The sequence below is a fragment of the Pelagibacterium halotolerans genome (genome assembly GCF_044811015.1).
In the GTDB taxonomy this organism is placed as follows: domain Bacteria; phylum Pseudomonadota; class Alphaproteobacteria; order Rhizobiales; family Devosiaceae; genus Pelagibacterium; species Pelagibacterium halotolerans_A.
In genome coordinates this window covers 1111446-1137584 of the sequence record NZ_CP085243.1, presented here as the reverse complement: position 1 = coordinate 1137584, position 26139 = coordinate 1111446, and the positions used below count along the sequence as shown (strand labels likewise).

The following is a 26139-nucleotide window of genomic DNA, read 5'->3' as shown; positions in this document are numbered from 1 at the left end:
GAGAGCGGCTGGCGGGGGTCTGCGGACCTGTGGTGGGAGGCAGCGTACAATGCGCTGCTCGAGGCGGGTGTCGCGAGAAGAATACGGGTAACCTGGTCAGACAATCAGAATCCTATGCCGAGCAGGTTCTCGCACCGGAGCTTCGCCCCGGCGACATCATGATCATGGACAATCTGCCAGCCACAAGATCAGCGGTGCGCGCGAGCTGATCGAGAAGGTTAGCGCAGGGCTCTTGTTCCTGCCGCCTTATTCTCCCTACGTTAACCCGATCGAGATGGCTTTCTCAAAACTCAAAGCCCTTCTTGGGAAGGCCGCAGCCCGCACCATCGACGAACTCTTGTCCGTCGTCGCCGACTGCCTCACAGCATTCACCCCGAAGGCGGCATATGATCCGGAATAAGTCGAATCTGTTCTAGCCGCGACTCGGCCGGGCGGCGCGATCTGAGACGGCGAGCGCTGCGCCCTTGAGGCCGGCATTGGGCGTCGTGATCACATGGATCGGAATAGCCTCGAGGTAGCGCGAGAGCCGCCCCTTGTCTTCAAAGGCTTGGCGGAAAGGGCCGTCCTTGAGCACGGACAGAATGCGCGGCGCAATTCCGCCGCCGATAAAGACACCGCCGCGTGCGCCGAAGGTTAGCGCAACATCCCCCGCGAAGCTGCCGAGCCATCGCGCGAAGAGCGTGAGCGCGTGCCTGGCGTGAACGTCACCGTTCTCGTCGACAGCTTTGACCACGTCTTCAGGTGTGACGGAGGGCGTTGTCAGCCCATGGCGCTCGCAGAGCAACTGGTAGAGTGCAACGAGACCGGGCCCTGAAATGAGCTGTTCGGCGGAGACGAAATCGAGATCGGCCTGGAGTGCCTGCACGATCTCGAAGTCCTCCGCCGTCCGCGCAGCGAACCCGACATGGCCGCCTTCACCAGCAAGGGCAATGTCCCGGTCGGGCCCGCGCACGAGCCCTGCAACACCGAGCCCTGTACCTGGGCCAAGGACGGCCATCGGGGCAGTGTTGCGCGAAACCGCGCCGCCGATTTGCACGCGGTCCTCGCGTGGCAGAGTGGGCAGGGAAAGCGCGATAGCCTCGAAATCGTTGATGAAGCACACATCCTTGGCTCCGGTCGCCCGCCGGACCTCCTCTGCGGTCAGCGTCCAGCGCTTGTTGGTCGGCGTTACGCTATCGCCTTCGACGGAACCTGCAATGGCAAAGCCGACATGGTCGGGACGCTCAGGCGTGGTCTTGAGATAGGCTGACAGCGCTTCGAAAGGGGAGGCGAACAGGTCGTTCTTAAAGAGCGCATAGTTGGAGATCGTCAGCTCATCGAGGTCCGAGAGCGCGAACCGCATGTTCGTCCCCCCGATATCAGCCACCAGAGCGCGGGGGCGATAGGCGCCGGATTGGCGCGTATCGGCGTGCGAAGTGCTGTCAGCAAGGGGCGGCATCGGCTCATCCTCGTAAAATGGTATCGGTCCAACCTGCCTTCCCGAATAGCACGAGCGCGGGCGGCCGCGTTTGATCCGTATCAAAGCCGGTTCCGCTCTCTACCCTTAATGTCACCACCTGGGCGCGGCGACCCTGCCGCGCAGTCAACTGCGATGGCGAGGCGGCTGTGGAGACTGACAAAAAGCTGATCGTATGGTTTGAGGACACCGGCCGCGGCGAGGTCGCCGCGGTAGGGGGCAAGAATGCATCGCTCGGGGAACTCATCCGCGCGCTCGAACCCAAAGGCATCGCCGTACCGCCTGGATTCGCAACCACGGCAACGGCGTATTGGCGAACGTTTGAAGCCGCCGACTTGCCCGCCGGCATAGCGGGGCAGATCGCGCGCTGGGAAAGCGGCGCGGCTACTCTTGCCGAGGCCGGCAAGCAGATCCGGTCCATGATCCTTGACGCAGACCTTCCCGATGCCGTGGCGGACGGTATTGTGGAGGCCTATCGTGCACTCGGCGCGCGCGTGGGCCAGGAAAATCCTGCCGTGGCCGTCCGCTCCAGTGCGACTGCGGAGGATTTGCCCGACGCCAGCTTTGCTGGACAGCAAGAAACGTTTCTCAATGTCTCCGGCGAAAGGCAGCTGCTCGATGCGTGCCGCCGCTGCTACGCCTCGCTCTTTACCGACCGGGCCATCAGCTATCGCAAGACCAAGAGTTTCGACCACATGAAGGTTGCGCTTTCGATCGGCGTTCAGCTGATGGTGCGTTCCGATACCGGCGGATCCGGGGTGATGTTCTCCATCGATACTGAAACCGGGTTCGACCGGGTGGTTCTGATCAACGCCGCCTGGGGGTTGGGCGAAAATGTCGTTCAGGGTGCTGTGGATCCAGACGAGTATCAGGTCTTCAAACCGCTTTTGGCGGAACCTGGGCGCGTGCCGGTCATCGAAAAGAAGCGCGGTGCCAAGGCGATCAAGATGATCTACGGGCGCGGCGAAATGCCGACCCGGGTCGTCCCTACCTCCAAGGCCGAGCGCGAGCAGTATGTGCTTGCGGACGATGAGATCCTCACCCTCGCGCGCTGGGCGGTGGCGATCGAGGAGCATTATGGCTGCCCCATGGATATGGAATGGGCACGCGACGGGGAAACCGGCACGATGTACATTGTTCAGGCGCGGCCCGAGACTGTCCAGGCGCATAGGGCTGCGGGTGTATTCCGCTCGTTCAGCGTCACCGGCAAGGGCGAGGTGCTGACCCGTGGAATAGCCATTGGCGACGCCGCCACGGTGGGCGACGTGTGCCTGATCGAGGACGTGAAGGATATCGATCAGTTCGTCGACGGCGCAATCCTTGTTACTCGAACGACCGATCCGGACTGGGTGCCTATCATGAAACGCGCCTCCGCGATCGTCACCGACCATGGCGGGCGCACGTCGCATGCCGCGATCGTCAGCCGGGAACTGGGCTTGCCAGCGATCGTCGGCACGGGTGACGCGACCCGCCTGCTGCATTCGGGCCAGGAGATCACGCTCTCCTGCGCAGAGGGAGACGAAGGGTTTGTTTACGGAGGGCGTGCCGAGATCACCGAGCACCAGCTCGACGTCTCGGATCTCCCGCAAACTAAGACGCAGATCATGCTCAACCTCGCCAACCCAGCCGCGGCCTTCCGCTGGTGGCGACTGCCTATGGACGGGGTGGGGCTTGCGCGAATGGAATTCGTCATCAATAACGCAATCCGTGCGCACCCGATGGCGCTTTTGAAATTCGATACGCTCAAGAACGCTGCGGCAAAGGCCAAAATCGCAGAGTTGACGCGCGGCTACGCTGACAAGGCGGAATACTTCGTCGACAGACTAGCGCGCGGGCTGTCCCGCATCGCCGCCTTCGCCTATCCCAAGCCGGTCATCGTGCGGTTGAGCGACTTCAAGACCAACGAATATGCCGGTCTGATCGGCGGCGGCGAATTCGAGCCGGACGAGGAGAACCCCATGATCGGGTTCCGGGGTGCGTCGCGGTACTACTCCGAGCACTACCGCGAGGGTTTCGCGCTCGAATGCCGAGCGATCAAGCGCTTGCGGGAGGATATGGGCTTCACCAACGTCGTCGTCATGATCCCTTTCTGCCGTTCGGTCCGCGAGGCCGACAAGGTGCTCGAAGTCATGGCCGAGTATGGCCTCAAGCGGGGCGAGAACGGACTTGAGGTCTACGTCATGTCTGAAATCCCGGCCAACGTGATCCTCGCCGAGGACTTTGCCCGGCGCTTCGACGGCTTCTCCATCGGCTCGAACGACCTGACGCAACTGACGCTCGGCGTCGACAGGGACTCCGAGCTTCTGTCCGAACAGTTCAACGAGCAAAGCCCTGCGGTCAAATGGATGATCGCTCACGCAATCGAGGCCGCGCATAGGGAGGGCGACAAGATCGGGTTATGCGGGCAAGCCCCGAGCGACCACCCGGACTTTGCCGAATTCCTTGTCGAATGCGGGATCGACTCGATCTCCGTGAGCCCGGACAGCTTTATCGCCGTCAAACGCCGGGTCGCCTCGGTTGAAGCGCTGATGCACAAAGCATTGGCACCATCCGGCAAGAGTGAGCGCGAACGCAAGAGGGGAGGAGCCGCCACGCGCCCTCACGGCAGTACCACCCTCTGAAACGTCTAAAGAGAGCAAGAATGACGGCCTTCGCGCCATTGCCCGCTCCTGATGCCCCGGAGCATCTCGGTGGACTGACAACCGCCGAGGCTCATGCGCGGCTTGCCCGATATGGACCGAACCTTCTGCGCCGGATGCGGGCAAAGAGCGCATGGGCCATCCTCAGCGATCAGTTCAAGAGCGTCATTGTCTTCATCCTGGTCGTAGCGACAGCATTTTCTGTCTTTACGGGTGATCTGATCGAAGCCGCCGCAATCGCCCTAGTTCTGGTGATCAACACGGCGATAGGGTTTTCCAGCGAGTTGCGCGGGATGCGCGCCATGCAGTCGCTGCGCGATCTGACGGTCCCCAACGCGGTGGTCGTTCGCGATGGGCACGAGCAGGTGATCCGCTCGCGCGACATCGTGCCCGGCGACCGCGTGCTGATCGCTGCCGGCGATATCGTGCCCGCAGATTTGAAACTCGTTGAGGTCTCCAATCTCCAGTGTGATGAATCTGCGCTCACCGGCGAGTCGGTGCCCGTTGCAAAGGGCGTCGGTGAGTCAGAGGCTGATGCCGATGAAATGGCTTTCCAGGGCACTGCAGTCACCCGCGGCTCGGGGGCAGGGATAGTTATCGCCACAGGCATGAAGACCAAACTCGGCCGCATCGCGGAACTGGCCGGGCACGCGCAGCCTGAGAGCTCACCGCTCCTCACCCAACTCAACCGGCTCGGTGCACAACTGGTCTGGGCGACGGCGACGCTGATCGTGGTGCTGTTTGTGATGGGTATCCTTGCCGGACAAAACCCCGAGGATATGGGCAAGACCGCCATCGCGCTGGGAGTGGCTGCCGTGCCCGAGGGGTTACCGGTCGTAGCGACACTCGTTCTGGCGCGAGGCATGTGGCGGATGGCCCGACGTAATGCCGTCGTGCGTACGCTATCTGCCGTTGAGGCGCTCGGCGCGACGACGGTCATTCTCGCCGACAAGACGGGTACGCTTACGGCAAACAGAATGACGCTCGCCCAACTGCGCCTCAGTGCCGGGGTGCATGACATGCGCGATCCGCAAACCGGCGATTCCGAACGGGAAATGGCGCTGACGGTCGCGGCGCTGTGTACGGCCGACTCTAGCGGTGCCGGAGGACAAGCTGATCCAATCGACGCCGCACTGCGTGCAGCAGCCGGTAAAGCGGGGATTGGCCGAGAGCGCTTGCTTGAGGACTATCCCGAGCATCACCAGGTCGATTTTTCCCACGCCACCAAGATGATGGCGAGCGTCAACAGGAGCGGATCGGGATACCTGATATCCGTAAAGGGGGCACCGGAGGCGGTGATCGGCCTCGCTGTAGAGGTTCTCGCTGGAGAGGCGGCACGGCCGCTCGACGATACGGCGCGCGCAAACTGGCTCGCGGAGAGCAGCGCGATGGCCAGCGCAGGGCTGCGCGTGCTGGCGTTGGCGTTTCGAAAGACGGACGAGCCCGATGCCGAGCCCTTCGCCGCTCTTACGCTGATTGGCCTCGCGGGGCTGAGCGATCCGGCACGCGACGGCGTGCGTGAGGCAATCGCAGCGTGCCAGGATGCAGGTGTTCGCGTGGTCATGGTCACCGGCGACCATAAGGAAACCGCGCGGGCGATCGGGCGGGATGTTGGCCTTTTCGGCGAGGAGGACACCGCACTCGACGCTGCCGAGATGGGCGATCTCGCCGCGCTTGAACCGGGGCAGGAAGGGGAGGTCATTGGCGCTGCGGTGCTCTCGCGCGTCACGCCCGAAACAAAGCTGGATTTGGTCGCACTCTACCAGCGCAGCGGGGAGGTGGTCGCTATGACCGGCGACGGGGTCAACGATGCGCCCGCGCTGCGCAAGGCCGACGTTGGGGTTGCCATGGGGCAGCGCGGCACGGAGGTCGCGCGCGAGGCGGCGGATATCGTGCTGCGGGACGATGCGCTAGGCTCGATCGTGGCGGCCATGCAGCAGGGAAGGGTAACCTTCGACAATATCCGGATTTTCGTAACCTATCTGCTCTCGTGCAACCTCAGCGAGATCGCCGTCATCGGTTTCGCGACGCTCGTGGGCCTGCCGCTTCCCCTGCTGCCGCTGCAGATCCTCTTTCTTAACCTCGTTACGGACGTCTTTCCGGCTTTTGCGTTGGGGCTGGGCGAAGGGAGCCCCGACGTCATGCGCCGCCCGCCGCGTGATCCCAAAGAACCCCTGCTCATGCGCGACGGATGGATCGCCATCGTGCTTTATGGTGCCGTCATTACCGTGGCGACGCTCGGTGCCTTCATTCTGGCGCGTACCTGGCTGGGCTTCTCCCACGCCGAGGCCGGCACCATCGCATTTGTCACACTCGGGTTGGCGCAGCTCTTGCACGTCTTCAATATGCGCCGCGCCTCGGTCGACCTGTTTCGGAACCAGGTCGTGGCCAACCCTTTCGTCTGGGGCGCGCTGGGTGTGTGCACGGGGCTGATCGCCGCCGTCGTTGAGATCCCTGCGGCTGCTTTCGTCATCGGCAATACCATGCCTGGTGCGGCAGGTTGGGCGCTGGCTGTTGTTGCAGCATTCCTGCCGCTCCTCGTCATTCAATCTGGTTTGGGCGTCGCTTCCTGCCGCCTGGCAGAGCGATAACCAGCGAAAAAAGCACCGAAACGCTCCATTACTAGACTTGGCGCTATGCCCACTCCGCGCTACCGGTCGGCCGCAGGGCGGGTGCTCGGGCTTATATCCCCATATCTGGTATCGCCCGTGCCCTGTTTTCGGGCTCTTCCGGGATCTCGGTCATCGTTGCTTCGGTCAGAAGCAGCGTCCCGGCGATCGAGACGGCATTTTCGAGCGCGATGTGGACCACTTTGGTCGGGTCGATAATCCCTTCCTCGATCAGGTCGACATATCGCTGCCGGCTGGCGTCGAAGCCAATTGTTCCCGACTTGGCTTCAAGCATTTTCGCAATGACGACGCCACTGTCCATGGACGAATTCTCGGCGATTTGCCGAGCTGGCACTTCAAGCGCGCGCTTCAGAATTTGAACGCCGGTGCGCACGTCGCCCTCGCATTTGGTCTCTTCCTCCGCAACCGCGGAGATGCAACGCAAGAGGGCCAACCCGCCGCCAGGTACGATACCTTCGGCAATCGCGGCTTTGGTCGCGCTGATCGCGTCGTCCAGCGCGTCCTTCTTGGCCTTCATTTCGGCCTCAGTGGGCGCACCGGCACGGATGACAGCAATACCGCCCGAGAGCTTGGCTAGGCGTTCTTCGAGTTTCTCCTTGTCATAATCGCTCGTCGTATCGGCGATCTGGCGGCGGATCTGTTCTATCCGACCGTCGATAGCCTTCTTGTCTCCCGCGCCGCCAATGATCGTGGTTGTGTCCTTATCGATGACGGCTTGTTCGGTCCGTCCGAGTTGCTCGAGTTTTGCATTCTCCAGTCGAAAACCTAGTTCGTGTGAAATGACCTGAGCACCGGTGAGAACAGCGATGTCTTCGAGTATCGCCTTGCGCCGATCGCCGAATCCCGGCGATTTGACAGCGCAGTTCCTCAATGTGCCGCGCAACTGGTTGACCACGAGCGTGGCCAGTGCCTCGGCCTCGACATCTTCGGCGATGATCAGGAGCGGCTGGCCCGATTTGGCCACCGTTTCCAGAAGCGCGATCATGTCGGTCATGGTTGAGACCTTGCTGTCTACGACCAGCACAAGCGCATTTTCGAGTACGGCCTCCATTTTTTCGGGATCGCTCACAAAATAGGGCGAGATGAATCCCCGGTCGAACTGCATACCCTCCACGACCTCGAGCACGGTATCCGTGGTCTTGGATTCTTCAACCGTCACCACGCCTTCGTTACCGATCTTCTCGATCGCATCGGCGACCAGTTGGCCGATGGCAGCGTCGTTGTGGGCGGAAAGCGCTGCGATCTGGGCCTTTTCGAGGCGTGTGGAGACGGGCTTGGAAATCGACTTGAGCGTTTCGATGGCGCGGCGGGACGCCTGATCGAGCCCGCGCCTTATGTCGACCGCGCTCGCACCGGCGACGACATTGCGGATGCCGTCGGCAAGGATCGCGTGAGCAAGCAACGTTGCAGTGCTCGTGCCGTCGCCGACCATTTCGCCCGTGCGCTCGGCCGCCTGGCGCAGCATGCGTGCGCCGAGGTTTTCTTCTGGGTCCTTGAGCTCGAATTCCTTGGCGATTGTAACGCCGTCGTTGCAGACGATCGGGGCGCCCCATTTCCTTTCGATCAACACCGATTTTGACCGCGGTCCGAGTGTGACTCGCACAGCGTTGGCGAGCTGTGCGGCACCGTGCAGAACCTTTTCGCGTGCCGCGGACCGAAACAGAACATTCTTGGCCATATGCGAATTCCCGAGTTGAACCGCGCCGAGGAGGCGCCATGTGCGCGAAATCATGGCGCGCGACAGCCGGCGTGTATTTGATCGGCGTCAAAGACTCATGTGCTTGTGTGCCGCAAACAGGCCCGCACCCGGAATTTATTACAGATTGTTACGCGGCGTTACGTGCCCAACGTGTGCCTGTTACCTCCTCCTCCGATAATACACGCGCATGAAAACTGCGTATCCGGGTGATTGCGGAGGAGGGGGCGAACAAACGCGTTTGCATTCCCCGGGAGATGTCAATGGATTTGAACGGTCCGGCAGATGCGGGATGCCGAGTATGAATCGTCAGCAACTGGTCAATATAGCCTTCTTTTTTGGCACGCTCCTGCTGATCTTTGCCATCCAGCTGTGGCCAGCGGTTTCCTCGACCACGCGCCTTTCGTATTCGAAGGCGCTCGACGAACTTGATAGCGGGAATATTGTCTCGGTCACGATTTCCGAAAGCATGATCGAGGGTGAATTCGCGCAGCCGGTGGATGGGTTCCGCTATTTCACGGCGCGGCGCGTGGATACCGATGTGGCTGATCGGTTTGAGGCGGCTGGTGTGGAGGTGACGGGGGCGACCGAAAACACGCTGTTCGCCGCCATCCTCTCCTGGACGGTGCCGGCCGTCATTATGATCGGAATCTGGGCGCTGTTCTTCCGTCGCATTGCCGGCCAGAGCATCGGTGGGCTCACATCGATTGGGAAATCGAGTGCAAAAGTCTATGTCGAAACCGACACTGGCGTTTCGTTTGCTGACGTAGCGGGGGTCGAGGAGGCCAAACTCGAACTCAAGGAGATCGTTGATTTCCTCAAAGACAAGGCAAGTTATGGCCGCCTAGGCGCCCATGTGCCCAAAGGCATTCTACTCATCGGACCGCCCGGCACCGGCAAGACATTGCTGGCGCGTGCCGTCGCAGGGGAGGCGGGTGTTCCCTTCTTTTCGATCTCCGGCTCGGAATTCGTGGAGATGTTTGTGGGCGTCGGCGCTGCGCGCGTCCGGGACCTGTTCGAACAGGCCCGCAAAGCCGCCCCGTGCATCATATTCATCGACGAATTGGATTCCTTGGGCCGGGCGCGCGGAGCTTTTGGCGGGTTCGGGGGGAATGACGAAAAGGAGCACACGCTCAACCAACTTCTGGCGGAACTCGACGGGTTCGACCCGCGTGTCGGGATTGTGCTTTTGGGTGCCACCAATCGGCCTGAGATTCTCGATCCCGCATTGTTGCGTGCAGGACGCTTCGATCGTCAGGTGGCCCTCGATCTCCCCGATAGGATGGGGCGCGCAGCCATCCTGGAGGTCCATGCCCGCAATGTACGGCTCGACCCGCAACTCAAGCTCGAGGATGTGGCGGGGCTGACACCGGGCTTCACTGGTGCCGATCTCGCTAATCTCGTTAACGAGGCAGCGCTGTGTGCGACCCGTCGGGACGCGAGTGTAGTTGCGTTGGACGATTTTGTCGCCGCCATCGAGCGCATTGTCGCTGGCATTGAACGGCGCAGCCGCATTCTGGGGCTCGTAGAGCGCCACCGGGTCGCTTACCATGAGATGGGACACGCGCTGGTCGCGTCGGCCTTACCTGGTGTCGATCCAGTGCAAAAAGTCTCGATCATCCCGCGGACCATTGGTTCGCTCGGGCATATGCTCCAGCGGCCCACCGAGGACCGGTATCTCGTGACTGCGACCGAACTGAGAAACCGGCTGACCGTTTTCCTCGGGGGGCGGGCTGCCGAGGAATTGACGTTTGGGGAGATCTCGACAGGAGCCACCGACGATCTTGCCAAGGCCACGGATATCGCCTGGCAGATGGTCTGTCGGTATGGCATGAGCGAGGCGGTGGGACAGCGCACATTTGAAAGGGCACCTCCAGCCTGGCTCTCGGACACGCGGTTCGCCAGTGAGATAAGAGATTACTCCGAGGAGACAGCCCGGGAAATCGACACGGCCATACGGGCCTTGATCGATACGGCGTACAATTCCGCCAGACAGATTCTCCTTGAGCGAGCGGACGAACTCGAGGCAGGAGCCAAACTGCTGTTGACCCGCGAGGTCCTAACGCCCGACGACTTCCCGGCGCTAAACCCACCGGCTAGCCAAACGGCGGTGCGGCGATCGCCTGACGAAAGAGATGGCAATCCGGCCCCTTCTGGATTTCGACACGGATGATGCGTTGCGCGCAGCCTTGTTCTCAGTGTCAAAGTGTAGTTGACACGGACCAATGACTGGCAGGGCGAGGAGAGGCACAGTCCGTTCTTCGAGCGATATGCAACAGGTTTGCACGGCGGCGACGGCCAGCGGTGCGGCCATCATCCTGGACCGCTTTACCTCTTGACGCTCGTTGCGGCGTCGGTCGTTGCACTGGTGTTACCTGTCGCCTACCTAGCGGGTTCCGGCGGAATTGGATAATTGGAACACGGTGTTCCAGCGTTTTCGCTACTGGGCAGAGGGGGGGGACGTCTTCAAGCGGATTTTTAATGTATTATCAGACGATCCGGACATAGAGTATGCCATGAGCGATGCCGCCATCGTCCATGTTCACGGCGCTAACGGGGGACTCAAAATCAGGCCATCGGAAAGCCCAAACGCGGGTGGACGACTAAGATCCTAGCCCTGACGGACGCACTCGGAAATCTTGTCCGTTTCACCCTTCTGACCGGTAATCGGTACGACACCGTTGGTGTTGCGCCACTGATCTCTGGGATCGAGTTCGGGGCGCTGCTCGAGGACAAACCTACGACAGCAATTGGACCGCCTGAACGCGCAGGGTGCAAAGATCGTTATCGCGCAGCGGTCACAGAGGCGAGAGCCCCTCGATATCGATGAAGAGATATGCAAATGGCGCCATATCGTAACCGATGATAGCTATCGTGCAATGATCTATGTCGCTGCAACCGCGATACGTTTGCGTTGAATCTCAACATACCCTTGCATTGAGATCAGCTATGCGTCCAAATTTCGACCGACCAGCGATTTGCCACAGCACCTCGACGGTCCTGGAAACACGGCCTACCGTGCCTTGTCCTAATATGGTCGACCCATGGCTGTAGAGCACGAAGCATCCTTATCCGCCGAAGCTGCCGGCTTGTGTCGGGACGTGGACATAGTTCCGGTCGAAGTAGAGAAGCGCGTGTCCATCTCTGCGGCAGCGGATGTCCGAAACCTGGCCCATCAGCACGTTGTGCGTGCCAACCCGATGAACATCGGTAATCTGGCAGTCGAACGAAACGATCGCGTCGGCGAGAGCCTGATTGCCGGAGGCCATCTCGAACCAGTCGGCCGCTGCGTAGCGGCTGACCATATCCTGTTCTCCTCCGGCAAACCGTGCGGCGAGATCCTTGTGCTCCTGGGTCAGCACATTGACGCAGAAGCGGCCGTTTTCAGTGAAAAGGGCGGTTTGCGCCGAACGTGTGTTCATGCACACCAGAAGAGTTGGAGGCTCGTCAGTCACCGAGCACATGGCGGTGGCGGTGAACCCGCCACGCCCGGCTGGTCCGTTGGTCGTGATCACGTTGACCGGGGCGCAGACCCGGGCCATTGCGTCCCGAAATTCGGTTTTGGAAACGGGGGTGGACATATCGCCTCCTTTATTCGGCGGCTTTGTTCACAGGTGCGGCGGCGTCGAGCGGCGGTAGCCATGTGTCTCCGGTCCAACCGCTCTCGTCGTAATCATCGAGGCACTGATCCACCAGGGCCTCCATCTGAGCGAGCGTTCCGCCGCGTTCCGCGCCGCGCAGCACCTGCAAACGCACCTCTTCGGGCGAGCCTGCGTAGTTGAGTTCGTAAAGTGCGTGCCGCCCGCCGAATTCAGAACCGGTTGCGTCCCACAAGAGCTTCATGATCTTGATACGCTCGATGTGTCCCATATCGTCGGAGCCGCGAACGTATTTGGCGAGATAGTCGTTGATCGCGGGATTGGTGAAATCCTTGGCCGAAGAAGGCAGGTAAATCAGGCCCGATGCGACGACGCGGCGCACGATATCGATCACTTTAGGATAGGCTTCCGACATGAAGGTGCGGTAGCTCAGCGCTGCTTCGAGATTGGGCAACACCGCGCCATCCGCCCAAGGAATGGGGTTGTACGCCATAGCGTTCGAATACGACCAGAACTGGTGCCGCAGGGCGATAAGCTCGCCCAGCATCGCCTGATTGCCCCGGAACGCATCGCCACCGGTTGCCCGCAACGCCTTGGCAAGAAGACCGGCCAGAAAGTCGAGCTTGACCGCGAACCGCGTGCAGCCCTGGAAGCAATAGCCGTGCATGAAGCCGGATGCCGGGTGGAAGGACAGGATCTTTCTGGCATCCCGGAGCACCAAAACGTCCTCCCAGGGCACGAACACGTTGTCGAGCACGAGGATGGCGTCGTTCTCGTCGAAGCGGGACGACAGCGGATAGTCGAAGGGATGGCCGACCGTGTTGGCCGTCTGCTCGTAGGAGACGCGGCAGAACATTTTGACCCCCGGCGCGTTCATCGGAAGGATGAACATCACCGACATGGACGGATCCTCGGTAACGGCCGCCGAACTTTGTGCCAGAAAGTTGTAGTGGGTCAGCGCCGAGGACGTCGCCACGACCTTGGCGCCCGAAACGTAGATGCCGGCGTCGGTCTCCTTGGTGATATGGACGAAGACGTCCTTGACCGCATCAGCCGGTTTGTGCCGGTCGATTGGCGGATTGACGATAGCGTGGTTCATGAACAGAACGGATTCCTGCGCGCGCTTGTGCCAGGCCTGCGCGTTGTCCTTGAACTCGCCATACCAGTCCGCGTTTGCACCTAGCGTGTTCATGAGCGCCGCCTTGTAGTCGGCGGTCCGGCCCATCCAACCATAGGTCATCCGGGCCCAATCGGCGATGGCCCCTTGCTGCGCGACCAGATCTTCGCTCGAGCGTGCGACGCGGAAATATTTGTGCGTGTAACCGCCTGAGCCCGTGTCGGTCGGCGCGGTCAGCCGGTCTTTGGACTTTTCGTCGTGAAGCGAGTCGTATAACCGCGCGATCGACCGGGCGGAATTGCGCATGGCGGGATGCGTCGTCACGTCCGCAATCCGTTCGCCATTGATATAGACTTCGCGGTCGTCGCGTAGCGACTGGAGATACTCCTGACCGGTAAACGGCCGTTGCTTGTCGGCCCTGACGTCCTCGGCGCGCATGGCACCCTCCCTCTCTCGTTGGTATGCCTCATTCACATGTTAATTATGATGTGTCGCGATGGGGCTGATGAACATGGACAGAAGGGGCAAATAGCTGGTACTTTTTCCGGTATGAATGAGCGTTACGACGTCCCCAGTTACTTCGTCTATGGCGAGCCGGCGCAGACGCTCGATGTCGGGTTCCTCCACGTCGAAACCGTCATGGAGCGGAAAAGCGCGCACTTTGGGCATGTTTCGCCACACAAGCACCCTCTGATGGGGCAGATTACCTATTGGTTTCAGGGCGCGGGCGTATATATGATCGAGGAGCAATCTTGGACATTTTCTGCTCCTGCGATCAGCTTCGTGCCCAGCGACATCATTCACGGCTTCGACGTGGAATTGCAGTCGGACGCGGTGGTGGTTTCCGTCTCGGACGATGTGTTAAAGGTGATTGCTCCCCAAACCGACCTTGCGCTCGATGCGCCGGTATTTCTGACCGGTGAGCCGCAGAGCCCGGTCTGGAACCGCATCGACCTTCTGATCGGTCTGATCCGGGAAGACTATCGCGAGCACGGCGGAGCCGGGGAGAAAGTGCTGACCGGCCTGGTTTCGACCGTACTTTCTCTCATGCGTCAGCTTGGCGGAAGCGTTGCGCTGCCTGCGGCGTCACCCGAAGTGAAGCTGGCACTTGACCTGCGCCGGGTGGTCGATCGGCATTTCAGGGAGGACTGGACGGTTGCCCGCTATGTCGCAGAGCTGGCCACGACACCTCATTTGCTGGACAAAGCAGCCCGCGCGGTTCTGGGCATGTCGGTCAAGGACCTGGTGATGGAGCGCAGGCTTCTGGAAGCCAAGAGGCTGCTTCTCTTTACGATACGCTCTGTCGAGGATATCGGCCGCGACTGCGGGTTCGACGACCCGGCCTATTTCTCACGCTTTTTCCGCAGATTGACCGGTGAAGCTCCCAAAGCCTGGCGGGAGCGGCATGGCCGCCGGGCCATTTCTTAGGTTTGTTTTATCGCGTTCCCGAACCGAAAAAGCGGGAACCACTTTTTCTGGACACGCTCAGTAAGTGCCGCCGCCGATCGGCTTTCCGCCTGTTTCTTCCGTATCGGCGCGGAAGGCATCGCGGCGTTGCGTGAGACCTTGCGTCAACAGCCCGACATCGGAACCGACGGCCACGAAGGTTGCACCGAGTGCGATATAGCGCCGGGCGAGTGTCTGGTCCGCGGTGAGGATGCCCGCCGCCTTGCCTGCCGTAAGGATACGGCCAAGGCCATTTTCCACCGCCTCCTGGACCTCCGGCGCACCGGGCTTGCCGATATAGCCCATATCGGCTGCGAGGTCGGCTGGGCCGATGAATATCCCATCCACACCCTCGATTGCCGCGATCTCCTCGATTGCGGCAAGCCCGGCGCGGCTTTCCACCTGCAGGAGAAGGCAGATTTCCTCATCGGCGGTCTGGAGGTAGTCACCGATGCGGTTGAAGTTGGAAGCACGCGCCAGCGCCGCGCCGACACCGCGAACGCCATGTGGTGGATAGCGCGTGGCGCGCACGAGAGCCCGTGCCTGTTCGGCCGTTTCAACCATAGGGATCAGCAGGGTTTGCGCGCCGATGTCGAGCACCTGCTTGATCTGCCAGGCCTCGCCGATGGGCAACCTGACAACGGCTTCGCCGCGACCGGCGGCGATAGCCTGTAGCTGCGCCATCATCAGCGGCAGGTCGTTGGGCGCGTGTTCGCCGTCAATCAACAGCCAGTCAAAGCCGGCGCCGGCGCAAATCTCCGCTGTATAGGCATTGGCAAGCCCAAGCCACAGTCCGATCTGCACTTGGCCTGCGTGCAAGGCCTGTTTGAAGCGGTTCTCGGGGGCAGGCATTGGCAATCCTTACGCGAAATGAAGGCTTACGGAACCGCATGGACCGAAGTCCGCATGGATGGTCGAACCGTGTGGGGTCTCGATAGGGCGAATGAACGAGCCTGCCAGAACGATCTGTCCGGCCTCGATACCATCCTCACCGTATTGGGCAAGACGATTGGCGAGCCATGCAATGCCGCGCGCCGGATGGTTGAGGACGCCGGCGCCGAGGCCTGTTTCCTCGACTTCGCCGTTGCGCGAGACGATGGCGCCCATCCAGCGCAGATCGATCTCGTCGGGCCGCATGGCGCGCCCGCCCCAGACGATCCCGGCGTTGGCGGCATTGTCGGCGATGGTATCGACGATGGTGCGGGTCGTTCTCGTCTCGGGATCAATGCGCAGGATGCGTGTGTCGAGGATTTCCAGTGAGGGAACGACGTAATCCGTGGCGTTGAGCACGTCGAAAACGGTAATGCCGGGCCCGCGCAACGGCGCCTTCATCACGAAGGCAACCTCCGCTTCGACACGCGGCTGGATAAAGCGGTTGGCCGGAATCGTGCTCCCGTCCTCAAACACCATGTCGTCGAACAGCACGCCGGAATCGGGGGTATCGATGTTCAGTGCGTATTGCATCGCCTTGGAAGTCAGCCCGATCTTCCAGCCGATCGTCCTGCGGCCCGCCTCGCACTTGCGCTTGACCAGCGCGGACTGAACCGCATAGGCGTCATCCATGGTCATGCCGGGATATTGGAGCGAGAGAAGGCCGATCTGCTTGCGGCTCGCTTCGGCCTCAAGCAGGGCATCGGCGGCGGCGTTGATGTCCGTTGGCGCGAGCATCAGATGACCTCGTCCGCAATTGTGTTGCACAACGTGCCAACGCCTTCAGCCTCGACCTCGACGACATCGCCGGGCTTGAGCCATATGGGCGGATCGAAGCGCGCTCCGGCGCCGGTTGGCGTGCCGGTGACGATGATATCGCCCGGAACCAATGTGGTGAATGTCGAGATGTAGGCGATCTGACGCGCGACCGGGAACAGCATTCTGCCCGTGCGGTCCTTTTGGCGCACCTCCCCGTTGACGCGCGTGACGAGGGTGACATCGACGATCTGGGATGGGTCCGTGAAGGGCACGAGCCACGGCCCGAGGGCGCCCGAACGGTCCCAGTTCTTGCCCTGCGTGACATTGAACTTGGCGTGCCGCACCCAATCGCGGATCGTGCCTTCATTACACAAGGTCAGCGCAGCGATATGCGAGAGCGCTTCCGCCTCGGGAATGCGCCGGCCGCCCTTGCCGATCACAATGGCGATTTCGCCCTCATAGTCGAGCTGGTGGCTTTCCGGGGGCCGGACAAGTGACTGCCCATGGCCGGTGAAACTGCGCGCAAAGCGCACAAACAGCGACATGTTGGGCGGCGCTTCCTGGCCGTCCTTATATTCGGCGTTGCGGTCCGGAAAGTTGACGCCGACGCAGATGATCTTTTCGGGATCGGGGATGGGGATGGTCCAGGCAAAATGGCCCTCGGCATGGCTCGCGGCGCGGCCCTGTCCGGCCGCGAGAACGGTCGCGATGGCACCGGCATCGATCACGTCGCGCAGTGTCTTCCATTGCGGGAAGTCTGCCGACAGCGCAACGACCCCTCCGGGAACGCTCACGCCCCAAAAGTGCTGGCCTTCGGCGGTAAAGGAGACAAGATTCACTGGATACCTCCGAGGCAAACATATTTGATTTCGACGAATTCCTCGATGCCATAGCGCGATCCTTCGCGTCCGAGGCCGGAGGACTTGACGCCGCCGAAAGGCGCTTCCGCGGTCGAGATGAGGCCGGTGTTAACGCCGACCATGCCGTACTCAAGGGCCTCGGCCACGCGGAAGACGCGCGAGAGGTCCTTGGCATAGAAGTAGGACGCAAGGCCGAATTCGGTGTCATTGGCCTTTGCAATGACGTCGGCCTCGTCACTGAACCGAAACAGCGGCGCGACGGGCCCGAACGTCTCCTCGCGCGCCACTGCCATGTCCGAGGTGACATCGGCGATAACCGTCGCCTCGTAGAAGGTGCCACCCAGCGCATGACGCTGGCCGCCCGCAATCACGCGTCCGCCTTTGGCCTGAGCGTCGGTGATATGGTCTTCGACCTTGGCAAGGGCTGTCGCATCGATCAGTGGGCCCAGGACGACGCCATCGTCCATGCCATTGCCGGTCTTAAGGTTTGAAACGGCTGTCGCGAGCTTTTCGGCAAACGCGTCATAGACGCCATCCTGCACATAGATGCGGTTGGCGCAGACGCAGGTTTGTCCGTTATTGCGGAACTTGGCGATGAGTGCGCCTTCGACCGCCGCGTCGAGGTTGGCGTCGTCGAAGACGATGAAGGGGGCGTTGCCGCCAAGTTCGAGACCGAGCTTCTTGATGGTCGGCGCGCTCTGTTTATAGAGTTCGGCGCCGATCTCGGTCGAGCCGGTGAAGGTCAGTTTGCGCACGGCGGGGTTGGCGGTCATCTCGGCGCCGATCTCTCGGGCCGAGCCGGTGAGAACACTGAACAGCCCTCGTGGCAATCCGGCACGCTCGGCAAGAACGGCGAGCGCTATGGCCGAGAAGGGCGTCTGCGAGGCCGGCTTGAGTACCATTGCGCAGCCTGCCGCGAGCGCCGGGCCGGCCTTGCGCGTGATCATAGCATTGGGGAAATTCCACGGCGTGATCGCGGCGACCACACCGATAGGCTGTTTCATCACGAGGATACGCTTGTCGGGCTGGTGGCCGGGGATGATGTCGCCATAGACGCGGCGGCCTTCCTCTGCGAACCACTCAATGAAACTCGCGCCATAGGCGATCTCGCCCTTGGCTTCGGCGAGCGGCTTACCCTGTTCGAGCGTTAGAATGCTGGCGAGATCGTTCTGATGCGCCATCATGAGATCGTACCAACGCCGCAGGATACCGGCGCGGTCCTTTGCCGTGCGGGCGGCCCAGTCCTTTCGGGCCGCCTCGGCGGCAGAAATGGCCTCCCGGGTTTCAGCGGCGCCCAGCCTGGGAACGTAGCCGATCACCGCGCCGGTGGCCGGGTTGGTGACGGCAATGCCGGTGTCCTTGTCGGCGTCGATCCAATGGCCACCGACAAGGGCGGCTTCGCGGAACAGACCCATATCCTCAAGCTGCATGATGGCGTCCAATCAGGGTGCGACGATGGGCTGGGCCTTGAGGTCGGCCTCGCGCACCGGGGTGTCGGCAAACAGGCTGCCTTCCTCGAACCACGAGCGCGGCGCTGGCGCCCCCCAAAGGGTCTGGCGTTGCGGATCCTTCAAATCCCACTTGATCGGCTCGAGGTCGGGATCGACCGTCTGATAGTCCGAGCAGTAGATTTCGATACGGTGGCCGTCGGGGTCTCGGACATAAAGGAAGAAGGCATTGGAAATGCCGTGCCGTCCGGGCCCGCGCTCGATGTTCGGAAGCCAGCCCGTTGTGGCCATAAGATCCAGAAGATCGATGATGTTGAGTGGCGTCGGCACCCAAAAGGCCGTGTGGTGCAGACGCGGTCCCGCGCCGTTGGTGAACGCCATGTCGTGCACGCCGCCCTTGCGGTGCATCCAGGCCGCCCAGAGGTTTTTCGTCACCTCGTCCTCTGTATATTCGGTCACGCGGAAGCCGATGGAATTGTAGAAGGCGACCGATTCATCGACATTGGGCGAGAAGCAGTTGAAGTGGTCGATGCGAAGCGGTTTTACGCCCTTGTAGAGCGCGTATTGCTGATGGATGGGCTCTAGGCGCTCCATCTTCACATAGAATTCGAGCGGAATGCCGTGCGGGTCGGTCGTTCGTAACGTCCGCTCCTGCCAAGGGCGCTCCACCCACGCGACGGGCAGGCCCTGCGCCTTGAACCAGTCGTGCGCCTTGTCCAGATCGGGCTCGTCATAAAGCTTGAACGAGAGCGCCCGTGCCGACGCTTCCTTCGCGCGGCGGAGCAGGATGCAATGGTGCCCGCGCTCCTCCATGGCACGCAGCGTGATGCAGTCACCATCTTCATGGGTCACCTGCAATCCCAGCGTGTCGGCATAAAAGGCGCGAGACTGTGCGAGATCGGTGACACCGAACTCTACATGGGACAGCCGCACGATGTTGAACGGCGGATAAAGATTAGGTTGTGGCACGGGCATGAGGGCTCCTCCTCTGGAGCGTTTTCAGCAAAAGTGGAAACCACTTTTGCTGTTTGAAAACGCGAAAACTTTCCGGTGTTCGTCAACCGCCCAGCTTGGCGATGGCATGGGGCACTGTGGCAAAGGCGATGTTTTTGGTTTCCATATAGAAGTCGAACGACCAGTCGCCGCCGTCGCGGCCGATGCCTGACGCCTTTACGCCGCCGAAGGGGGCAGGGAGGTGACGGACGTTCTCGGAGTTCACCCAGATCATTCCCGCTTCCAGTGCGTCGGTGAAACGGAAGGCGCGGGCGACATCGGCGGTCCAAAGGTAGCCGGTGAGGCCGTAGTCGACGTCATTGGCAAGCGTGAGGGCTTCGGCCTCGTCCTTGAAGGGGATGGCCGTCAGCACGGGACCGAAGATTTCTTCCTGTGCGATGCGCATGGTGTTCGTCGCGCCGGTGAACAGCGTGGGGGAAACATAACAACCGCCTCCCGGACCATCGAATTTCTCGCCGCCAGCGGCCACTGTGGCACCTTCGGCCTTGCCGATATCGATGTATTCCAGCACCTTTTTCTCATGGACCGGGTGAATCAGCGGCCCGATCACCGTCTCGGGATCGAGCGGGTGCCCGACCTTGATGCGTTTTGCTTTCTCGGCAACCATCGCCGTGAAGCGGTCATAGACGCTGTCTTCCACCAACAGGCGGGACGACGAGGTGCAGCGCTCGCCGTTGAGCGAATAGATCATGAAGACGGCGGCGTCCGCCGCGCGCTCCAGGTCGGCGTCGGCGAACACGATCACCGGGTTCTTGCCGCCGAGCTCGAAGTGGACACGCTTGAGCGTGTCGGCGCCCTGCTTCATGATCAGCGAGCCGGTACGGCTTTCGCCGACAAATCCGATCGCCTTGATGTCGGGATGCTCGGTCAGCGCCTTGCCGGCATCCTCGCCGAAGCCGTTGACGAGGTTCCATACGCCCTTGGGCAGGCCCGCTTCTTCGGCGATCTCGATGAGCAGCCGCGCCGTCAGCGGCGAAAATTCCGCGGGCTTGTGCACAATCGTGCAGCCGGCGGCGAGCGCCGGGGCGATCTTCCAGGTCGAAAGCATGAACGGCGTATTCCAGGGCGTGATGACCCCAATCGGTCCGATAGGCGCGCGCGTCGTCATATTGACCTGGCCGGGTGCGCGCAGTGCCTTTCCATCGCGGGCTTCGGGTGCGCGGTCGGCGAAGAACCGGAAGTTTTCCGCGCCGCGCAATGCGGCTTTTGACATGAACTTCAGCGCCTGGCCGGTGTCCATGCACTCAACGAAGGCGATCTCCTCGGCGCGCGCCTCGATGGCGTCGGCGATCCGATGCAGCAATGCCTTGCGCTTGGTCCCGCTCATGGCGGCCCATTCGGGAAACGCGTCTTTGGCCGCCTTCGTCGCACGCTCGATATCCGCAGCCTTGCCGAGAGCAACCTTGGCCAGCGGCTTCAGATCAACGGGCGAGAGTGTCTCATAGGTCTCGCCATCGAGAGCAGGAACCGCGTCTCCGTTGATGTGATTGAGCACGCCCTGTTCACGGAAGCGGGCAAGATAACCTTCCGCCTTGGCAATGTTTTCCTCAAGCTTTGACATGGTGTGTTGTTCCTTGGTCTTCCGAATTGCGCAGACGTGCGTGCATGGTGTTGCGCTTCCAGCTCAGTTCCGGGTCAATTTCGCGGATCTCCAGCGACAGCGCGAAGTGGGGCGTTTTGAGCAGAGGTGCGAGAGCCTCCTGCGCTGCGGCAAAAATCGCTTCGCCCGCGCGCTTCTTTTCCTCGGGAGTGCGCCCCACGCCAATGCGGAAGTTGAGGTCGATAAAGGCATTGTCGTGGTTCTTGTCAGCAATGGCGTAGTGCGCGCATCGGATGGCGCGCACGCGGACCGCCCCGACCTCGAATAGGCCAGTTTCGAGAATCGCCTGCAACAGGCGATCGCAGAACTGACCGATGTCCGTTCGGCTATCGAGATTGGCGGAATATTCCACGGATAGATGCGGCATGGATCGCTATCCTGCGTTGTCACTATAATTCACATGTTAAATTTATGCGCGTTTGTCAAGCCGCTTCTCAGCTTAAGGCGCGCGGACCTATTTGTCCGGCGGGGGCGAATCGACCTGAAATGCTTCCTTGGGAATGCTGGCAATCTCGATCGGATCGGCCAGTGCCGTCTCCAGTTCGCGCAGCATCTGCTGGAGTTGCGTAAGTTTCTCGGCGCCGAACCTGCGCGTGATCTCGGCATAGATCGCTTCCGAATGGCTCCCTGCTTGATCGATCAGCGTGCGTCCTCGTTCGCTGATGGAGATGAGGCCACGGCGCATGTCCTCGGGAGACGTGCGGCGCGTGATGAGATCCCGCTCCTCGAGATCCTTGAGAATGCGCGAGAGTGACGGAGGCAGCAGAAACGTCGCTTTTGCGAGCTCCATAACCTCTATCGTCTCGATCGAGGTGAGCGCACGGAGCACGCGCCATTGTTGCTCGGTAATACCGAAATAGTGCAGGCTCGGGCGGAAATGCCCCATAACGGCTTCACGGGCCTTGAGGAGCGACATGGGCAGGGAGCGCGAAAATTCGCGCAACCGTACGTGCCTCCGTGCGGCTGGCTCGCTCTTTTCGCTTGCGCTTTTCATGCTGCGTTCGCCCATTTTCCGGCCTTTCGATTCATCTGTCTCTACGCGTTATACATGTTAATTGCTGCCTGTCGCCAGCGTTTCGCGGTCCAGCGATGAGAACCCGGAATCAGGCTAGTTTACATGTTATCTAATTTATGTGAGGCTCCCGGCCGTTGAAACCGCGCGCGGGGGTGACCGTGGATAGCATCGTTGTCATAGGGACGGGCCATGCCGGATTTCAGCTTGCCGTGGAACTCAGGCAACAGGGATATCGTGGACGTCTTTGCCTTGTGGGTGATGAGGCGGGGCCGCCTTATCAGCGTCCGCCCCTTTCCAAAGCCTATCTGAAACCCGAAGCGGACGACGGCGTGATCCGGCAGCGTCCGGACGCGTTCTTTGCCGAAAACAGGATCGAACTTTTTACATCCTGCCGCGCGGTCGCTATCGACAGGAAAGCGCATACGGTGGCGCTGTCCTCGGGGGTGCATCTCGATTACGGCCATCTCGTCCTTGCGACGGGAGCCCGGAACCGCAGCCTGTCCGTTGAGGGCGCCGATCATCCTGGCGTGACCTACCTGCGCACGGCGCAAGAGGCGCGGCGGCTACGGGCGCGCCTCGAGGATTGCCGGAATATTGCTGTGATCGGAGCGGGTTTTATCGGCCTCGAATTTGCCGCCGTCGCCGCCAGCCGCGGAGTGCACGTCACGGTGATAGAGCAGGCGGATCGAGGTATGGCCCGCGCGGTTTCACCCGAGATATCGTCGTATTTTGAACGGCTGCACAAAGGCTGGGGAACCCGGTTCCTGTTCGGCGCGACGGTTGCGCGCATAACGGATGTCGACGGCACGGCGCTCACGATCGAGACCGATGGCGGGGAAGAGGTGGCAGCTGATCTGGTGCTCGCCGGCGTGGGGGTCGTTCCCAACACCGAACTGGGGGAGGAGTGCGGGCTAAAGGCGGAGAACGGGATCGTGGTCGACGCGCATATGGCGACAAGCGATCCGGATATCTCCGCCATCGGCGACTGCGCACGCCATCCCAATCCGCATGCCGGCGGCTTGATTCGTCTGGAATCGGTACAGAACGCAACCGATCAGGCGCGCGTCCTTGCAAGGCGTCTGCTCGGTCTTGCACACGAGCCCTATGGTGCTGTGCCGTGGTTCTGGAGTGACCAGGGCCCAGCGAAACTTCAGATTGCCGGCCTTGGCGCGGCGGGCGACGACCGTGTGGTGTGCGGCAATCCGGATGCCGGTGCCTTCTCGGTTTTCCGCTTTCGCAATGGCAACATCGCAGCCGTGGAAAGTGTCGGACGGCCAGGGGATCACCTTGCGGCCCGCCAAGTCTTGGTCAGGGATATCCGGATCACGCCCGAACACGTGGGCAGCCCCGGCTTCGATCTCAAGGCCAGCCTGAAGGCTGCCTCGGCGGCCGCTCAATAAAGAATAGGAGGAGGAACCGTGCCCACGATCACTTTCATCCAGCCCGACGGAACCCATCGCACGATCGAGGCGACGACCGGCACGTCGCTCATGCAAACGGCGGTTGCACACGGCATTGTCGGAATTGTCGGTGAATGCGGCGGTTCGGCGATGTGTGCGACCTGCCACGTTCTGGTGGCGCCCGACTTTCTCGACGGGTTGCCCGAGATCTCCGAGAACGAGTCCGAGATGCTCGATTTTGCGGAAACCGAACGACAGAGCAATAGCCGTTTGGCCTGCCAAATTCCCGTGTCGGATCGTCTCGAGGGGCTGACCGTCCAAGTAGCGGGCGCCTAGCCCGAATATGCATCTGACCTAATAATTCACATGTGTATTATTTTGTCCCCGACGCGTTGACGGGTACATCAAGGTGTGTCCATAATGTGACCACTGGTTACATTGGGTTTTGGGAGGAACCATGTCCGGATCAAATCACTCAAGCGTCATATCGCGCCGGAAGCTGCTGCAGAGGGGAGGCGCCGCTGTTCTAGCCTCCGGGCTGTATGCGCCAGCGATTGCACGAGCGGCCAATTCCACCATCAAGATCGGCTATGTCGGGTCCCTGTCCGGCGTCCGCGCTGCGTTCGGTGAGACCGAAAACTGGACTATCGAAAAGATGCGCGAGCATCTGAGCGGCGGGCTGGTGCTCAATGGCAAGACCTACAATGTCGAGCTTGTGGTGCGAGACAACCAGTCCGATGCCAATCGCTCGGCCTCGGTCGCCAGCGAATTGGTCATGCGCGAGCGGTGCAATCTGGTTCTCGCCCAGGATGGCGAGGCAGCGGCTGCCATAGGCGAGCTGGCCGATGCGCGTGGCGTACCGACGATCTCGAGCATGGTGCCCTGGCAAGGCTGGATGTTCCCGCGCGGCGGCACGCCCGACAAAGGCTTTCCCTATACCTTCCACTTCTTTGCCGGCTCCGATGCGGTGATGCAGAGTTTCGTGGGCATGTTCGATGCCCTTGAAACCAATAAGAAGGTTGGAACGACATATCTCGACAATCCCGCGGGTCAGGGGCTGGCTCATCCGGCGCTTGGTCTTCCCGCCGCGCTTAGTCAAGCGGGCTATGAAGAAGTCGGTGCCGGCATGTTCCAGCTCGCGACCAACGATTTTTCGCGCGCCGTTTCAGCCTTCGCGGGAGCGGAGTGCGACATCGTGTCGGGGTTCATGTACCCGAACCATTTCATTCCGTTCTGGAACCAGGTTGCGCAGGCAGGCTACACGCCCAAGGCGTGCGCGATGGCGGCTGCCTTCCTGTTCCCCAGCGCGGTTTCGGCGCTCGGAGATCGTGGCGACGGCATGGCGACCGAGGTCTGGTGGACCCCGAATTTCCCCTTTGCTTCATCGCTCACTGGCCAGGGCGCTGCCGACCTTGCCGGGCAGTGGGAGGAGGAGACGGGCAAGCAATGGACGCAGCCGCTCGGCTATGGCCATGCGCTGTGGGAGGTTGGGCTTGCCGCATTGGCGAAGGCGGACGACCCCACCAACAACGATTCCATCCGCGATGCCATAGCGGCGCTGAACGTTGATACCGTTATCGGTCCGGTCAATTTCGCGTCCAGCCCGGTCAAAAGCGTTGCCATCACGCCCATCGTCGGCGGGCAATGGCGGCGTAGCTCGGGTCAGTATGACTACGACCTGCGTGTCGTGAACAATGCCAACATGCCGGCCATCCCTCTCGATGACGAGATGGTGGCGCTGACCTCGCTTTAGCGCGGCTCGGAATGGAAAGCGCTGTCCTCCAAGCAAGGGGGCTGTCCAAGCGGTTCGGAGCGGTCACGGCGGTCGACAACGTCGACCTGGATCTGGTGCCCGGCCAGTGCGTGGGACTGATCGGCCCCAATGGGGCCGGCAAGAGCTCGCTCCTCGCCCTCTTGGCGGGCTCCATCAGGCCCAGTCGTGGCGAGATCGTGCTGGATGGGCGCGATATCGTCCGCCTGCCGATCCATGCCCGCGTGCGCTCTGGGATAGCCCGCGCCAGCCAGATCCCGCAAACCTTTGCGCGGCTCAGCGTGATGGACAACGTGCGCGTCGCCGCGCTCTTTGGGGCCGGCCTACCCAGGCGGCAGGCGCAGGAGTGGACCGAGGAGGTGCTCGGTCTCTGTCAGCTTACCGGGCGCGGAATGGCGCAAGCCGGGTCGCTCGGCCTTTTGGACCGGAAACGGCTCGAACTTGCCAAGGCGATAGCCGCCCGCCCGAAAGTTTTGCTGCTCGACGAAATCGCGGCGGGTCTCACCGAGCCGGAGATCGAAACCATGATGAATCTGGTGAGACAGCTCAAGACCGATCGCACGGTCGTCTGGGTCGAGCATATCCCCTTCGCCCTGCACGGCGTTTGCGACCGCCTCGTGGTGATGGATGGCGGCGCCAAGAAACTCGACGGGGAATTCGACGTAGTGTGGGGAAGCGACGATCTTCAGGAAATCTATCTGGGTGTGCCCGATGACGTCATTGATGACAATTGACAGCGTTGCCGCCTGGCACGGCGAA

General features: G+C 61.5%; 20 protein-coding genes and 1 pseudogene. 9 read left to right on the top strand and 12 right to left on the bottom strand.

Features of this window, described 5'->3' with window-relative positions; genetic code table 11:
- Positions 1-107 precede the first annotated feature (107 nt).
- Positions 108-400 (top strand): annotated as a pseudogene (locus LG281_RS05555) (transposase); the annotation flags it as partial.
- Between the two features lie 12 nt (positions 401-412).
- On the opposite strand, the gene glk reads toward LG281_RS05555, so the two are convergent.
- Entirely contained in the window at positions 413-1438 is a 1026-nt protein-coding gene (gene glk / locus LG281_RS05550) for a glucokinase (protein WP_404405179.1), read from the bottom strand.
- A gap of 167 nt (positions 1439-1605) precedes the next feature.
- On the opposite strand from glk, the gene ppsA reads away from it, so the two are divergent.
- A complete protein-coding gene (ppsA, locus tag LG281_RS05545; protein ID WP_404405177.1) occupies positions 1606-4077 on the top strand; it encodes a phosphoenolpyruvate synthase in 2472 nt (823 codons plus the stop codon).
- A 20-nt stretch (positions 4078-4097) separates the two neighbouring features.
- Complete coding sequence (locus tag LG281_RS05540; RefSeq protein WP_404405175.1) at positions 4098-6686, top strand: cation-translocating P-type ATPase; 2589 nt, start codon at positions 4098-4100, stop codon at positions 6684-6686.
- Between the two features lie 91 nt (positions 6687-6777).
- Here the strand turns inward: LG281_RS05540 and groL are convergent, their stop codons facing one another.
- Entirely contained in the window at positions 6778-8403 is a 1626-nt protein-coding gene (gene groL, locus LG281_RS05535) for a chaperonin GroEL (protein ID WP_404405173.1), read from the bottom strand.
- Between the two features lie 319 nt (positions 8404-8722).
- Here groL and ftsH point away from each other — a divergent pair, with 319 nt between their 5' ends.
- Entirely contained in the window at positions 8723-10594 is a 1872-nt protein-coding gene (ftsH, locus tag LG281_RS05530; protein ID WP_404405171.1) for an ATP-dependent zinc metalloprotease FtsH, read from the top strand.
- An 895-nt stretch (positions 10595-11489) separates the two neighbouring features.
- On the opposite strand, the gene LG281_RS05525 is transcribed toward ftsH, so the two are convergent.
- Together LG281_RS05525 and LG281_RS05520 are read right to left on the bottom strand one after the other, a co-directional pair.
- Positions 11490-12002: a flavin reductase gene (locus tag LG281_RS05525; RefSeq protein ID WP_404405169.1), complete on the bottom strand. Its 513-nt coding sequence runs from the start codon at positions 12000-12002 to the stop codon at positions 11490-11492.
- A gap of 10 nt (positions 12003-12012) precedes the next feature.
- A complete protein-coding gene (locus LG281_RS05520) occupies positions 12013-13575 on the bottom strand; it encodes a 4-hydroxyphenylacetate 3-hydroxylase N-terminal domain-containing protein (protein ID WP_404405167.1) in 1563 nt (520 codons plus the stop codon).
- Between the two features lie 111 nt (positions 13576-13686).
- On the opposite strand from LG281_RS05520, the gene LG281_RS05515 reads away from it, so the two are divergent.
- Positions 13687-14565, top strand: coding sequence for a helix-turn-helix domain-containing protein (locus tag LG281_RS05515; RefSeq protein WP_404405165.1), 879 nt, complete (start codon positions 13687-13689; stop codon positions 14563-14565).
- A 57-nt stretch (positions 14566-14622) separates the two neighbouring features.
- Here the strand turns inward: LG281_RS05515 and hpaI are convergent, their stop codons facing one another.
- The 8 genes from hpaI to hpaR all read right to left on the bottom strand — a co-directional run bounded on the left by hpaI (position 14623) and on the right by hpaR (position 22188).
- Positions 14623-15435, bottom strand: a complete 813-nt coding sequence (gene hpaI / locus LG281_RS05510; RefSeq protein ID WP_404405163.1) for a 4-hydroxy-2-oxoheptanedioate aldolase — start codon at positions 15433-15435, stop codon at positions 14623-14625.
- 9 nt (positions 15436-15444) lie between these two features.
- A complete protein-coding gene (hpaH, locus tag LG281_RS05505) occupies positions 15445-16251 on the bottom strand; it encodes a 2-oxo-hept-4-ene-1,7-dioate hydratase (protein WP_404405160.1) in 807 nt (268 codons plus the stop codon).
- Positions 16251-17111, bottom strand: a complete 861-nt coding sequence (locus tag LG281_RS05500; RefSeq protein WP_404405158.1) for a fumarylacetoacetate hydrolase family protein — start codon at positions 17109-17111, stop codon at positions 16251-16253. The genes hpaH and LG281_RS05500 overlap by 1 nt, the downstream gene beginning before the upstream one ends.
- Complete coding sequence (gene gabD, locus LG281_RS05495) at positions 17108-18562, bottom strand: NADP-dependent succinate-semialdehyde dehydrogenase (protein ID WP_404405156.1); 1455 nt, start codon at positions 18560-18562, stop codon at positions 17108-17110. Before gabD ends, LG281_RS05500 begins: the two co-directional genes overlap by 4 nt.
- 12 nt (positions 18563-18574) lie before the next feature.
- Complete coding sequence (gene hpaD / locus LG281_RS05490) at positions 18575-19555, bottom strand: 3,4-dihydroxyphenylacetate 2,3-dioxygenase (protein WP_404405154.1); 981 nt, start codon at positions 19553-19555, stop codon at positions 18575-18577.
- An 82-nt stretch (positions 19556-19637) separates the two neighbouring features.
- Complete coding sequence (gene hpaE, locus LG281_RS05485; RefSeq protein ID WP_404405152.1) at positions 19638-21155, bottom strand: 5-carboxymethyl-2-hydroxymuconate semialdehyde dehydrogenase; 1518 nt, start codon at positions 21153-21155, stop codon at positions 19638-19640.
- The gene (locus LG281_RS05480; RefSeq protein WP_404405150.1) at positions 21142-21561 is read right to left on the bottom strand and encodes a 5-carboxymethyl-2-hydroxymuconate Delta-isomerase; all 420 of its coding nucleotides are present in this window, start codon (positions 21559-21561) and stop codon (positions 21142-21144) included. The genes hpaE and LG281_RS05480 overlap by 14 nt, the downstream gene beginning before the upstream one ends.
- Positions 21562-21648: 87 nt before the next feature.
- Complete coding sequence (gene hpaR, locus LG281_RS05475) at positions 21649-22188, bottom strand: homoprotocatechuate degradation operon regulator HpaR (RefSeq protein WP_404405148.1); 540 nt, start codon at positions 22186-22188, stop codon at positions 21649-21651.
- Between the two features lie 173 nt (positions 22189-22361).
- On the opposite strand from hpaR, the gene LG281_RS05470 reads away from it, so the two are divergent.
- The 4 genes from LG281_RS05470 to LG281_RS05455 all read left to right on the top strand — a co-directional run bounded on the left by LG281_RS05470 (position 22362) and on the right by LG281_RS05455 (position 26114).
- Positions 22362-23609, top strand: coding sequence for an NAD(P)/FAD-dependent oxidoreductase (locus tag LG281_RS05470; protein ID WP_404406630.1), 1248 nt, complete (start codon positions 22362-22364; stop codon positions 23607-23609).
- Positions 23610-23627: 18 nt separating this feature from the next.
- The gene (locus LG281_RS05465; RefSeq protein ID WP_404405146.1) at positions 23628-23945 is read left to right on the top strand and encodes a 2Fe-2S iron-sulfur cluster-binding protein; all 318 of its coding nucleotides are present in this window, start codon (positions 23628-23630) and stop codon (positions 23943-23945) included.
- A gap of 121 nt (positions 23946-24066) precedes the next feature.
- A complete protein-coding gene (locus LG281_RS05460; RefSeq protein ID WP_404405144.1) occupies positions 24067-25362 on the top strand; it encodes an ABC transporter substrate-binding protein in 1296 nt (431 codons plus the stop codon).
- 11 nt (positions 25363-25373) lie between these two features.
- Positions 25374-26114, top strand: a complete 741-nt coding sequence (locus LG281_RS05455; RefSeq protein ID WP_404405142.1) for an ABC transporter ATP-binding protein — start codon at positions 25374-25376, stop codon at positions 26112-26114.
- Positions 26115-26139 lie beyond the last annotated feature (25 nt).